Source organism: Pseudomonas sp. 18.1.10, assembly GCF_024655625.1.
Classification (GTDB): domain Bacteria; phylum Pseudomonadota; class Gammaproteobacteria; order Pseudomonadales; family Pseudomonadaceae; genus Aquipseudomonas.
The window spans coordinates 1-13,103 of record NZ_JANLGL010000163.1; the positions used below are offsets into that span (position 1 = coordinate 1).

Consider the following 13,103-nt stretch of genomic DNA (forward strand, 5'->3'; position numbering starts at 1 on the left):
GCGGTGTGTCATTCAACACATGCAGCGACTGTTACACCGCTTTCGCGAGCAAGCCCGCTCCCACATTGGATCCGGTTACCACTTCAAGATTATCGGTGTTCCCACTCAGCGACGTTCGATTGCCACGAATTTGCGCTGCTCAACGCCGATGTACTCGGCGCTTGGACGGATGATGCGGTTGTTGGCGCGTTGCTCGAACACGTGTGCCGCCCAGCCGGTCAGGCGCGAGCAGACGAAGATCGGCGTGAACAGCTCTGTCGGGATACCCATGAAGTGGTACGCCGAGGCATGGTAGAAGTCGGCGTTGGGGAACAGCTTTTTCTGTTCCCACATGGTCTTGTCGATGGCTTCCGAGACCGGGAACAGCACCTTGTCACCCACTTCGTCCGCGAGTTTTTTCGCCCAGCCCTTGATGACTTCATTGCGCGGGTCGTTGTCTTTGTAGATCGCGTGGCCGAAACCCATGATCTTGTCCTTGCGCGCCAGCATGCCGAGGGTGCCTTCGACGGCGTCTTCGGCCGAGCTGAAGCGCTCGATCATTTCCATCGCCGCTTCGTTGGCGCCGCCATGCAGCGGGCCGCGCAGGGAGCCGATGGCGGCGGTCACGCAGGAGTACAAATCCGACAGGGTCGAGGCGCACACGCGGGCGGTGAACGTCGAGGCGTTGAATTCGTGCTCGGCGTAGAGGATCAGCGACACGTTCATCACCTTGACGTGCAATTCGCTCGGTTTTTTACCGTGTAGCAAGTGCAGGAAGTGGCCGCCGATAGAAGGCTCGTCAGTCACGCAGTCGATGCGCTGGCCGTCGTGGCTGAAGCGGTACCAGTAGCACATGATCGCCGGGAACGCGGCGAGCAGGCGGTCGGTCACGTCGTGCTGGGCGCTGAAGTCTTTTTCCGGTTCGAGGTTGCCCAGGAACGAGCAGCCGGTGCGCATCACGTCCATCGGGTGGGCGTCGGCGGGGATGCGTTCCAGCACTTCCTTCAGGGCTTGGGGCAGGTCGCGCAGTGTGCTCAGCTTGGCGCTGTAGGCGGCCAGTTGGGTTTTGCTTGGCAATTCGCCGTACAGCAACAGGTAGGCGACTTCTTCGAACTGCGCATCGGCGGCCAGTTCACGCACGTCGTAGCCGCGATAGGTCAAGCCGGCACCGGCCTGGCCCACGGTGGACAGTGCGGTCTGCCCGGCCACCTGGCCACGCAGGCCGGCACCACTCAGTACTTTTGCTTCAGCCATGTCTGTTCTCCAATCTTGTATTTATAAGGAGGCGCGTTTGTTACTTCTTGGCAGCAAACAGCGCGTCGAGCTTCTGCTCGAAGGTGTGGTAGTCGATGCGATCGTAAAGCTCCATGCGGGTTTGCATGGTGTCGATCACGTTCTGTTGGGTGCCGTCGCGGCGGATCGCGGTGTAGACGTTTTCGGCGGCCTTGTTCATCGCGCGGAACGCCGAGAGCGGGTACAGCACGATGGAAACATCGGCCGCTTTCAATTGTTCGGTGGTGTACAGCGGCGTGGCGCCGAACTCGGTGATGTTGGCCAGGATCGGCGCTTTCACCCGGGCGGCGAACAGCTTGTACATTTCCAGCTCGGTGATGGCTTCGGGGAAGACCATGTCGGCGCCGGCTTCGATGCAGGCGGCGGCGCGCTCCAGGGCCGACTCCAGGCCTTCGACGGCGAGGGCGTCGGTGCGCGCCATGATGACGAAGCTGTCATCGGTGCGCGCATCGACGGCGGCCTTGATGCGGTCGACCATTTCCTGCTGGGACACGATTTCTTTATTTGGACGATGCCCACAGCGCTTGGCGCCGACCTGGTCTTCGATATGGATCGCGGCCGCGCCGAACTTGATCATCGACTTGACGGTGCGCGCAACGTTGAACGCCGAGGAACCGAAGCCGGTGTCCACGTCCACCAGCAGCGGCAGGTCGCAGACGTCGGTGATGCGGCGCACGTCGGTGAGCACGTCATCCAGGCCGGTGATGCCCAGGTCCGGCACGCCGAGGGAACCAGCAGCCACCCCGCCACCCGACAGGTAGATCGCCTTAAAGCCCGCGCGCTTGGCCAGCAGCGCGTGGTTGGCGTTGATCGCGCCCACCACTTGCAGAGGGTGTTCACTGGCGACGGCGTCACGGAAACGCTGGCCTGGGGTGCTCTTATTATTGGAACTCATCATTCACCTCGTGATGGGGGGGCGCCGTCGGGGAAGTGACGGGCAATGTTGCGTTTGGATGCGCCAATGTGGCGGCGCATCAACAGTTCGGCCAGTTCACCGTCGCGATCGGCAATCGCGTCCAGAATGCGGTGGTGCTCGGCAAAGGCCTGGCGTGGACGATTGGGGGTGGCGGAGAACTGGATGCGGTACATGCGCACCAGCTGATACAGCTCGCCGCAGAGCATTTGCGTGAGGGTGCGGTTGCCGGCGCCCTGGATGATGCGGTAGTGAAAGTCGAAGTCGCCTTCCTGCTGGTAATAACCGACGCCGGCCTGGAACGCTTCGTCGCGTTCATGGGTGTGCAGCACCTGGCGCAGTTCTTCGATCTCGGCATCGGTCATGCGCTCGGCGGCCAGGCGGCAGGCCATGCCTTCGAGGGATTCGCGGATTTCATAGAGTTCGATCAGCTCGGCGTGGCTCAACGACACCACCCGCGCGCCAACGTGGGGCACGCGCACCAGCAGGCGCTGGCCTTCCAGGCGATGGATCGCCTCGCGCAGCGGGCCACGGCTGATGCCGTAGGTGCGTGCCAGTTCCGGCTCGGAGATCTTGCTGCCGGGGGCGATTTCGCCCTTGACGATGGCGGCCTGGATACGCCGGAAGACGTTCTCGGACATGGTCTGCGAGTCGTCTTGCGCCGCGACTGGGGTTTCCAGCTGATCCAGCATATTGTCGACACCTTTAAAATCAATGTGGCAAAAACTAGCCAATCAGCCCTAGATAGTCAAAGAATAAATGCACATTGTCGACAATCGTCTAATAACCACTTCTGCACCGCAGCAGGGCATGGCCGCCTGCCAGCGCTGGCGCCAAAAAAGCATCATGTTAGAATGCCCGCCGCTTTTGCCTGACATCACCTGATGAAACGGCGCACGAGGGAGTTTGCGCAGTAATGCCAGTCGCCTTGAACTCAACATCGCACTGCACCGCCTCGGGATTTATGACACTCAAGCCCTTCCTTCTATTGATAAGCCTGCTGCTCGTACCGGGCCTTGGCGTTGCCGCCGAGAAGACCGTGTATGGCCTCAACGAATACGCCAAGCTGGCGGGCATCGACCTTGAAGTCGCCGCCAAACTCGACACCGGCGCCAAGACCGCCTCCCTCAGCGCCCGCGACATCAAGCGCTTCAAGCGCAACGGCGAATCCTGGGTGCGCTTCTACCTGGCCATCGACACCGCCCACTCCCACCCCATCGAACTGCCCCTGGCCCGCGTCAGCAAGATCAAGCGCCGCGCCGGTGACTACGACCCCGATGAAGGCAAGAACTACACCGCTCGTCCGGTGATTGCCCTCGAGGTGTGCATGGGCACTGCTTTACGCAGCATCGAAGTGAACTTGACTGACCGCAGCACCTTCCAATACCCGCTGCTGATCGGCTCCGAAGCACTGAAACGCTTTGATGCGCTGGTCGACCCCAGCCTTAAATACGCAGCAGGCAAACCCGCCTGCGCCACCGACGCTCATACCGCCGAGTAAACCGAATGCGCTCTCTGACCCTGCACCTGAAAATCCTGATCGCCATTCTGGTGGTGCTGGGTATTTCGGTCACCGCCTACCAGATCTTCGTGCTGGGGATCCCCGTCACCGAGGACGCCACCGACGACTTGTGGAACATCGACGCCAAGGTCGAGTTCGTCGCCAACCCGAAAGACCCGGTGAAGATCCAGATGTTCGTGCCGCCGCTGAGCCGCGACTTCGTCAGCCTCAACGAGAGTTTTATCTCGAACAACTACGGGGTCAGCGTCAACCGCATCGACGGCAACCGCAAGGTCACCTGGTCGGCGCGCCGCGCCAAGGGCAACCAGACCCTGTACTACCGCCTGGTGCTGACCAAGCGTTACAGCGGTGAAAAGGTCAAGGTCAAGGGCCCGACCTTCCGCGACAGCATCGCCGTCGAAGGCCCGGAGAAAATCGCCGCCGAAGCCCTGCTGGCGCCGATCCGCCAGCACTCGGCCGACGTCGAGACCTTTATTACCGAAGCGATCAAGCGCACCAATAACCTCAACGACGACAACGTGAAGCTGCTGCTGGCGGGCGACCCGTCGACGCCGCACAAGGCCAAGATCGTCGAGTTGCTGCTGTCCATCGCCCATGTGCCGGTGGAAAAAGTCCACACCATCCGCCTCGTTGCCGACCAGCCGCAAACCCCGGAACTGTGGCTGCGCAGCTTCAATGGCAATGACTGGCTGTACTTCAACCCGGAAACCGGCGAACAAGGCCTGCCCGCCGACCGCCTGCTGTGGTGGACCGGCGATGAAAACCTGATCACGGTGGATGGCGGCAAGAAAGCCATGGTGACCTTCAGCCTGAACAACAGCGAGATGAACGCCATTCGCCTGGCCAAGCTGACCGACGAGAACACCGACGCCAACTTCCTCGAATACTCGTTGTACGGCCTGCCGCTGCAAACCCAGCAGACCTTCATGATTATGGTGATGATCCCGATTGGCGTGCTGGTGATCCTGATCCTGCGCAACCTGATCGGCCTGCAAACCCTGGGCACGTTTACCCCGGTGCTGATCGCCCTGGCGTTCCGCGAGACGCAACTGGGCTTCGGCATTGTGTTGTTTACGATTATTACGGCGCTGGGCCTGTCCTTGCGCTCGTACCTGGAACACTTGAAGTTGCAGATGCTGCCGAGGCTGTCGGTGGTGCTGACGTTTGTGGTGGTGTTGATTGCCGCCATCAGCCTGTTCAGCCACAAGCTCGGCCTGGAGCGCGGCTTGTCGGTGGCGCTGTTCCCGATGGTGATTTTGACCATGACCATCGAACGCCTGTCGATCACCTGGGAAGAACGCGGCGCCAACCATGCGCTGAAAGTGGCGATTGGCACGCTGTTCGCTGCGTCCCTGGCGCACCTGATTATGAGCGTGCCGGAGCTGGTGTACTTCGTGTTTACCTTCCCGGCGATCCTGTTGATCCTGGTGGGTTTCATGCTGGCCATGGGTCGTTATCGCGGTTATCGCCTGACCGAGCTGGTGCGTTTCAAGGCGTTCTTGAAGGCTGACCAGTAATGTTCGGTTTCTGGAAGACCTGGAAAGCCCTGGAAGCGCGGGGAATCATGGGCATCAACCGGCGTAACGCCGACTACGTGCTCAAGTACAACAAGCGCAGCCTGTACCCGATCGTGGATGACAAGATCATCACCAAGGAACGGGCCATTGCCGCCGGCATCCATGTGCCGGAAATGTACGGGGTGATCTCCACCGAGAAGGAAATCGACAAGCTCGACGAGATCATCGGTGGGCGCAGCGACTTTGTCATCAAGCCGGCCCAGGGCGCCGGCGGCGACGGCATCCTGGTGGTGGCAGACCGCTTCGAGGGGCGTTATCGCACGGTGTCGGGCAAGATCATCAGCCATGAGGAGATCGAGCATCAGATCTCCAGCATCCTCACCGGCCTGTATTCCCTGGGCGGCCACCGCGACCGCGCGCTGATCGAATACCGCGTGGTGCCCGACCAGATCTTCAAGAGCATCAGCTACGAAGGCGTGCCGGACATCCGCATCATCGTGCTGATGGGCTACCCGGTGATGGCCATGCTGCGCTTGCCGACCCGCCAGTCGGGCGGCAAAGCCAACCTGCACCAGGGCGCCATCGGCGTGGGCGTGGACCTGGCCACCGGCCTGACCCTGCGGGGCACCTGGCTGAACAACATCATCACCAAACACCCCGACACCACCAACGCGGTGGACGGCGTGCAACTGCCCAACTGGGACGGCTTCATGAAGCTCGCAGCCGGTTGCTATGAGTTGTGCGGGCTGGGCTATATCGGCGTGGACATGGTGCTGGACCAGGAGAAAGGCCCGCTGATCCTGGAACTGAATGCGCGGCCGGGGCTGAATATCCAGATCGCCAATGACTGCGGGCTGACCTTGCGCACCCATGCGGTGGAAGCGCGCCTGGAAGAGTTGAAGGCCGCTGGCGTCAGCGAAACTCCAGAAGAACGGGTGAAGTTTGTGCAGGAGATGTTTGGGCATATTCCGCCGGTAGAAGGCTGAAGACCGCGTCGACTGCATCGCAGGCAAGCCAGCTCCCACAGTTGACCGAGTACACCCTTTGGAATGCAGTCAACTGTGGGAGCTGGCTTGCCTGCGATAGCATTCGTACAAACACCCCATCCATCAGAATGTGCCCACATTCCAGCTACCCCTAGGACCAAATCCAGCGGAGGACTACAATCCCCTCCCCACGCCAACGGCTGATCCATTCCGCGCATGCTGACTTGTTCCGTACACCCACTGCCCTACCGCGCCAACCCCGCCGCGTATTTTTCGGCCATTCGCCATGCACCGGGCTCGGTGCTGTTGGACAGCGGCCGACCCGCTGCCGAACGTGGGCGTTTTGACCTGCTCAGCGCCTGGCCTTTGGAAACGTTGACGGTATCGCCCGACGAAAGCGGCAGCTCGTTTCTGCAACGCTTACGGAAGAACCTCACACAACTGGGCGAAGCGAATTTACCGGCCGGTTATGAACTGCCCTTTGCCGGCGGCTTGATCGGCTACCTGAGCTACGACTTCGGCCGCCACCTGGAACAGATGCCGCACCTGGCGACGGACGACCTGCACCTGCCGGACGCGCGCTTCGGACTGTATGCCTGGGCGCTTATCAGCGATCACCAGGCGCAGACCAGCCAGCTAGTGTTTCATCCAACGCTGGCCGACAGCGAGCGGCAACGCCTGATTGCGCTGTTCAGCACCGGCATGACCGGCACGCCCGCGGCCTTCACACTCCAAGGCCCCATGGCCCCGGACCTCAGCGCCGAGGCTTATCGCCAAGCCATCGTACGCATCCAGGACTACATCCAGGCCGGCGACTGCTACCAGGTCAACTTTGCCCAGCGCTTTCGCGCGCCGTGCGTGGGCGATCCCTGGGCCGCCTATTGCGCCCTGCGCGCAGCCTGCCCGACACCTTTCTCCGGGTTCCAGAGCCTGCCGGATGACGGCGCAGTATTGAGCCTGTCACCGGAGCGCTTCGTGCACATCAGCGAACGCCGCGTCGAAACCCGCCCGATCAAGGGCACCCGCCCCCGTGGCCTGACGCCAGAAGAAGACGCCGCCAACGCCGCCGAACTGCTGGCCAGCCCCAAGGACCGCGCGGAAAACCTGATGATCGTCGACCTGCTGCGCAACGACCTCGGCCGCACCTGCCGCACAGGCTCGGTGAGCGTGCCAGAGCTGTTCAGCCTGGAAAGCTACCCCAACGTGCACCACTTGGTGAGCAGCGTGATCGGCACGCTGGCCGACGACAAGGACGCCCTCGACCTGATCGCCGGCAGCTTCCCCGGCGGCTCCATCACCGGCGCGCCGAAGATCCGTGCGATGCAGATCATCGACGAGCTTGAGCCGACACGGCGCGGCTTGTACTGCGGTTCGTTGGTGTACCTGGATGTGCGCGGCGAGATGGACAGCTCCATCGCCATCCGCAGCTTGCTGGTCAAGGACGGGCAGGTTTGCTGCTGGGGCGGCGGCGGGATTGTCGCGGACTCAGAGTGGGAGGCGGAGTATCAGGAGTCGCTGACGAAGGTGCGGGTGTTGTTACAAACTTTGGAAAGCCTGTAGCGCCCAGCCTGCGCAGGCTCTCAAACGTAACGCCGCGCGGCAGGAAAAGATCTGAATCAGAACGGCCGTGGACGGAGCATGAACTGGACGATAGCGTCCAGCTCGGACCATCCACCAGTCGTTTGTGAGGGATCACATGAAGCGTCTGCTTACTCGTCAGAAATTATTTCCGAGATTGCATCTCCACCTGACCACACCTATCATCTCCCAAATTGGGAGGTCGCAGCGATGCGGATAATCGCGCTGTCTACCTTACGGATATTCTGGGAAAGCCACCCAGCTTATGCCGACGCTAAAACGCCACTCGTCGAGCTGTATCGCCATATGGAAAAGGCCGAATACCAGACGCCACAAGCACTCAAGGCAGAACTCAGAACGGCGAGCATTCTCAAAGCCGGCAGGGTTGTATTCAACGTAGGCGGCAACAAGTATCGAGTAATCATGGCGATCGACTATCTGAGACAGCTTGGATTCATACCCTTCGTTGGGACCCACGCCCAGTACGATCAGATCAACGCGGAGACCGTGTGATGAACATCAAACCCATACATACCCAGGAAGACCTGAGCGCTGCACTCGCGCGCGTGGAGCAGATCTGGGGAGCAGCCATTGGCTCGCCTGAGGGGGACGAGCTGGAGATCCTCGCCATCCTCATCGAGAAGTACGAGGCGGAGCATTATCCAATGCCCCCTTCCGATCCGGTGGATGCCATCAAGTTTCGGATGGAGCAACTGGGCATGACCGCCCGCGATCTGGAACCGTTTATTGGCACCAGTGGGCGCGTGTCAGAAGTGCTGAACCGTAAGCGCAAGTTGAGCTTGTCGATGATAAAGCGCCTGCATGAAGGCTTGCAGATTCCTTATGAGCGCTTGTTGGCGGGGGTTTAGCAGGCAGGTTTGCAGTGACTGGGCTGGCCTCTTCGCGGGCAAGCCCGCTCCCACATTTTGAGGTGTGAACCCATTCTAGTGTGGGGGGTGGCTTGCCTGGGAAGAGGCCATCAGCCGCGCTGAAAGCCTTATAAGCTCAACGGCCGATTCGACGCCTTGATAAATTCCTGCTTCAACGCCTCAAACGTATGCACCGCCGGGAATTGCGGAAACTCGCGGATCACGTTTTCCGGTGCATGGAACAAAATCCCACGATCGGCTTCACCCAGCATGGTGGTGTCGTTGTAGGAATCACCTGCAGCGATCACACGGTAGTACAAACTCTTGAAGGCCAATACCGACTGGCGCTTGGGATCTTTCTGACGCAGCTGGTAACTCACCACACGGTCGGTTTTATCGGTGATGAGGCGGTGGCACAACAGGGTCGGAAAACCCAACTGGCGCATCAGCGGCTGGGAGAATTCGTAGAAGGTGTCCGACAGGATCACCACCTGGAAGCGCTCGCGCAGCCAGTTGACGAACTCGACGGCGCCGTCCAGCGGCTTGAGGGTGGCGATCACTGCCTGGATGTCGGCGAGCTTGAGCCCGTGTTCATCGAGGATGCGCAGGCGTTGCTGCATCAGCACGTCGTAGTCGGGAATGTCGCGGGTGGTGGCCCGCAGGGATTCAATACCGGTTTTTTCAGCGAAGGCGATCCAGATTTCCGGGACCAGTACCCCTTCCAGGTCGAGACAGGCAATTTCCACAAGACACTCCTATTGGATGTTGTTAGTTGAGCGAGCAAAAGGACTGCCGAACTCTAGCGATTCATGCTCGGCGCCGCAACGCAGAGCGGATTTTGATACCATCGCCCACCTATAGAGCGCTTAGCGCCACTGACCTTGTAGGAACCGTGCTGATGAACCAAGCCTTCGACGTCGCTGAACTCGCCGCGACTTATGCCAACAAGTCCGCCCAGGACATCCTCAAGCTGGCGTTCAGCCAGTTCGGCGATGACCTGTGGATTTCCTTCAGCGGTGCCGAGGATGTGGTGCTGGTGGACATGGCCTGGAAGCTGAACAAGAACGTCAAGGTGTTCAGCCTCGACACCGGCCGCCTGCACCCGGAGACCTACCGGTTTATCGAGCAGGTGCGTGAGTTCTACAAGATCGACATCGAACTGATCTCGCCAGACCAGACCAGGCTGGAACCCTTCGTCAAGGAAAAGGGCCTGTTCAGCTTCTACAAGGACGGCCACGGCGAATGCTGCGGCGTGCGCAAGATCGAGCCGCTGCGCCGCAAGCTCTCCGGCGTCAGCGCCTGGGCCACCGGCCAGCGTCGCGACCAGAGCCCAGGCACCCGCAGCCAGGTGGCGGCACTGGAAATTGATGGCGCGTTTTCGACCCCGGAACGCACGCTGTACAAGTTCAACCCGCTGGCCCAGATGACCAGCGAAGAGATCTGGGGCTACATCCGCATGCTGGAACTGCCCTACAACAGCCTGCATGAGCGCGGTTTTATCAGCATCGGCTGCGAGCCCTGCACCCGTCCGGTGTTGCCGAACCAGCACGAGCGCGAAGGCCGCTGGTGGTGGGAAGAGGCGACGCAGAAGGAATGCGGACTGCATGCGGGGAACATCATCAGCAAGGCTTGAAGCGGGTGCAGTAACCCATGTGAAAGCTGGCTTGTTTGGGAGCGGGCTTGCTCGCGAAAGCGGAGTGTCAGTTGATACATTCATCACTGATACACCGTATTCGCGAGCAAGCCCGCTCCCACATTTGCTTGGTGCTATCCATTAAAGATGTACACACAGATGTAACCATCGGTGCCATTTATGTGTGCAATTTTTCTTCGCCCGCACCAATACGTAACACCTCTTCCCGCCTATCTTTGCCGCTCGTGAATCCCCCTCTTCCCGCCAAAAAATAAATACCTGTTCAATCGGTCAATTTATATTTCTTCTAATTCAGTAAGTTATTTAACCAACCTATAAAAACGAAATTAACCGAAGTTTTCATAGAGCAAAAACTGGCACGCAAGTGGCTTAAGGTGAAAAGCGCTTTGTATACAATAAATACAAAACCTACATACACTTTGCCATCCGCGGATCTCTCGCAGATGTGCTGGAGCCTGCCGGAATGCGTACAAGTCTCTCGAATAACATCGCACTGGATCTGCCCTCCTCCCTGACCCCTGTGGCTCCAGGCCCTTTGGTGCTGAGCCCGCGCCTGCACAACAAGGACCTCGCCCCCACCAAGGTCGAAGGCCGACGCTGGGGGCGCTATAGCATCTTCGCGCTGTGGACCAATGACGTGCACAACATCGCCAACTATTCGTTCGCCATTGGCTTATATGCATTGGGCCTGGGCGGTTGGCAGATTTTGCTGTCCTTGGGGATAGGTGCCGCACTGGTGTACTTCTTCATGAACTTGTCGGGGTATATGGGGCAAAAGACCGGTGTGCCATTTCCGGTAATCAGCCGCATCAGTTTTGGTATTCATGGCGCGCAGATTCCGGCGTTGATCCGTGCGGTGATTGCGATTGCCTGGTTTGGTATTCAGACCTACCTGGCTTCGGTGGTTTTCCGCGTCTTGCTGACGGCGATTCATCCAGGTTTTGCCGACTATGACCACGACTCGATCCTGGGCCTGTCGTCCCTCGGCTGGGCGTGTTTTGTCGCGATCTGGCTGGTGCAACTGGTGATCCTGGCCTACGGCATGGAGATGGTGCGCCGCTATGAAGGCTTCGCCGGGCCGGTGATTTTGCTGACGGTGGCGGCGTTGGCCGGCTGGATGTACTTCCAGACGGGCGGCAACATCGCCTGGTCGATCCGCGAACCGCTGAGCGGTGGCGAGATGTGGCGCAATATCTTCGCTGGCGGCGCGCTGTGGCTGGCGATCTACGGCACGCTGATCCTCAACTTCTGTGATTTCGCCCGCTCCTCGCCGTGCCGCAAGACCATCCAGGTCGGCAACTTCTGGGGCCTGCCGGTGAACATCCTGGTATTTGCCGCGATCACCGTGCTGCTCTGCGGCGGGCAATTCCAGCTCAATGGCCGGGTGATCGAAAGCCCGACCGAAATCATCGCCGCGATCCCCAATACCTTCTTCCTCGTACTGGGCTGCCTGGCATTCCTGATCGTCACCGTGGCGGTGAACATCATGGCCAACTTCGTCGCGCCGGCGTTTGTGCTGAGCAACCTGGCACCCAAGTACCTGAACTTCCGGCGCGCCGGGCTGATAAGCGCCACGGTCGCGGTGCTGATCCTGCCGTGGAACCTCTACAACAGCCCGTTGGTGATCGTGTATTTCCTCTCCGGCCTGGGCGCGCTGCTGGGGCCGTTGTACGGGATCATCATGGTCGATTACTGGCTGATCCGTAAAAGCCAGGTCGACGTGCCGCAGCTGTATAGCGAAGACCCGCACGGCGTTTATTACTACAGCCGTGGCGTGAATTTGCGCGCGGTGGCGGCGTTCATTCCCGCAGCCGTGATCGCCATTCTCCTGGCCCTGTTGCCCGGTTTCGCCAGCGTGTCACCGTTTTCCTGGATGTTTGGCGCCGGTATTGCGGGGTTGCTGTACCTGCTGATTGCCAAGCGCCAGCCGTCCTACGCCGACGTCAGCGGCGAAAGCATTGCCGTCGATAACGTCAGCCATTAATCAAGGACATTCCATGCGCATCCTCGTGGTCAACGTCAACACCACCGAATCCATCACCGACACCATCGCCCAGCAGGCACGGGCCGTGGCCGCGCCAGGCACCGAGATTGTCGGGCTCACGCCCTACTTCGGCGCGGAATCGGTGGAGGGCAATTTTGAAAGCTACCTGGCCGCCATCGCGGTGATGGACCGGGTGATGGCCTACGATCAACCCTTCGACGCAGTGATCCAGGCCGGCTACGGCGAACACGGCCGCGAAGGGCTGCAGGAGTTGCTGAACGTGCCGGTGGTGGACATCACCGAAGCGGCCGCCAGCACCGCGATGTTTCTGGGCCACGCCTATTCGGTGGTGACCACCCTCGACCGCACGGTGCCGCTGATCGAAGACCGCCTGAAACTCGCCGGCCTGTACCAACGCTGCGCCTCGGTGCGGGCCAGCGGCATGGCCGTGCTGGAGCTGGAAGAAAACCCGCTGGCCGCGATGCAAGCCATCGTGCGCCAGGCGGAACTGGCGATCAGCGAGGACAAGGCCGAGGTGATCTGCCTGGGCTGCGGCGGCATGGCCGGGCTGGATGAGCAGATTCGCCAGCGCACCGGCGTGCCGGTGGTGGATGGGGTGACGGCGGCGGTGACGATTGCGGAGGCGTTGGTGCGGTTGGGGTTGTCGACGTCGAAGATCAGGACGTATGCGACACCGCGGCCGAAGAAAGTCATTGGCTGGCCGGGGCGGTTCGGGCGGTAGACCGAGGTGCGGCCATCGCAGGCAAGCCAGCTCCCACAGTTGATCGCCTGTGTTGCGGGTTATCGG

General features: G+C 60.5%; 13 protein-coding genes. 9 read left to right on the forward strand and 4 right to left on the reverse strand.

From position 1 onward, the window contains the following. Window positions 1–105 precede the first annotated feature (105 nt). Genes prpC through NUV89_RS22250 form a run of 3 tightly spaced genes read right to left on the reverse strand, consistent with a single transcriptional unit; the run spans window position 106 to window position 2,877 of the window. Window positions 106–1,233, reverse strand: coding sequence for a 2-methylcitrate synthase (gene prpC, locus NUV89_RS22240; RefSeq protein ID WP_257782997.1), 1,128 nt, complete (start codon window positions 1,231–1,233; stop codon window positions 106–108). A 40-nt stretch (window positions 1,234–1,273) separates the two neighbouring features. After that, window positions 1,274–2,167 (reverse strand): methylisocitrate lyase, encoded by an 894-nt coding sequence (gene prpB / locus NUV89_RS22245; protein WP_017739215.1) that lies wholly within the window; start codon window positions 2,165–2,167, stop codon window positions 1,274–1,276. Further along, on the reverse strand, window positions 2,167–2,877 hold the full coding sequence (locus NUV89_RS22250; RefSeq protein ID WP_257782998.1) for a GntR family transcriptional regulator: 711 nt from the start codon (window positions 2,875–2,877) through the stop codon (window positions 2,167–2,169). The genes prpB and NUV89_RS22250 overlap by 1 nt, the downstream gene beginning before the upstream one ends. Before the next feature lie 272 nt (window positions 2,878–3,149). On the opposite strand from NUV89_RS22250, the gene NUV89_RS22255 reads away from it, so the two are divergent. From NUV89_RS22255 to NUV89_RS22280, 6 genes are all read left to right on the forward strand, one after another. Beyond that, window positions 3,150–3,686 (forward strand): ATP-dependent zinc protease, encoded by a 537-nt coding sequence (locus NUV89_RS22255; RefSeq protein WP_257782999.1) that lies wholly within the window; start codon window positions 3,150–3,152, stop codon window positions 3,684–3,686. Window positions 3,687–3,691: 5 nt separating this feature from the next. Continuing rightward, the gene (locus tag NUV89_RS22260; protein WP_257783000.1) at window positions 3,692–5,224 is read left to right on the forward strand and encodes an inactive transglutaminase family protein; all 1,533 of its coding nucleotides are present in this window, start codon (window positions 3,692–3,694) and stop codon (window positions 5,222–5,224) included. Continuing rightward, window positions 5,224–6,210, forward strand: a complete 987-nt coding sequence (locus NUV89_RS22265) for an alpha-L-glutamate ligase-like protein (protein WP_017739219.1) — start codon at window positions 5,224–5,226, stop codon at window positions 6,208–6,210. Before NUV89_RS22260 ends, NUV89_RS22265 begins: the two co-directional genes overlap by 1 nt. A gap of 216 nt (window positions 6,211–6,426) precedes the next feature. Beyond that, window positions 6,427–7,770 carry an aminodeoxychorismate synthase component I gene (pabB, locus tag NUV89_RS22270; protein WP_257783001.1) on the forward strand — a complete coding sequence of 448 codons (1,344 nt, stop codon included), beginning with the start codon at window positions 6,427–6,429 and terminating at the stop codon, window positions 7,768–7,770. A 228-nt stretch (window positions 7,771–7,998) separates the two neighbouring features. Next, entirely contained in the window at window positions 7,999–8,301 is a 303-nt protein-coding gene (locus NUV89_RS22275; RefSeq protein ID WP_257783007.1) for a type II toxin-antitoxin system HigB family toxin, read from the forward strand. Further along, window positions 8,301–8,657 (forward strand): type II toxin-antitoxin system HigA family antitoxin, encoded by a 357-nt coding sequence (locus NUV89_RS22280; RefSeq protein WP_257783002.1) that lies wholly within the window; start codon window positions 8,301–8,303, stop codon window positions 8,655–8,657. Before NUV89_RS22275 ends, NUV89_RS22280 begins: the two co-directional genes overlap by 1 nt. Window positions 8,658–8,785: 128 nt before the next feature. Here NUV89_RS22280 and thrH read toward each other — a convergent pair whose 3' ends face one another. Beyond that, entirely contained in the window at window positions 8,786–9,403 is a 618-nt protein-coding gene (gene thrH / locus NUV89_RS22285) for a bifunctional phosphoserine phosphatase/homoserine phosphotransferase ThrH (protein ID WP_257783003.1), read from the reverse strand. Between the two features lie 152 nt (window positions 9,404–9,555). Between thrH and NUV89_RS22290 the strand changes: the two genes are divergently transcribed. The 3 genes from NUV89_RS22290 (at window position 9,556) to NUV89_RS22300 (ending at window position 13,037) form a co-directional block, all read left to right on the forward strand. Continuing rightward, entirely contained in the window at window positions 9,556–10,290 is a 735-nt protein-coding gene (locus tag NUV89_RS22290; protein WP_257783004.1) for a phosphoadenylyl-sulfate reductase, read from the forward strand. 484 nt (window positions 10,291–10,774) lie between these two features. Beyond that, the gene (locus NUV89_RS22295) at window positions 10,775–12,295 is read left to right on the forward strand and encodes an NCS1 family nucleobase:cation symporter-1 (RefSeq protein WP_257783005.1); all 1,521 of its coding nucleotides are present in this window, start codon (window positions 10,775–10,777) and stop codon (window positions 12,293–12,295) included. A gap of 13 nt (window positions 12,296–12,308) precedes the next feature. Next, the gene (locus NUV89_RS22300; protein ID WP_257783006.1) at window positions 12,309–13,037 is read left to right on the forward strand and encodes an aspartate/glutamate racemase family protein; all 729 of its coding nucleotides are present in this window, start codon (window positions 12,309–12,311) and stop codon (window positions 13,035–13,037) included. Window positions 13,038–13,103: the final 66 nt, after the last annotated feature.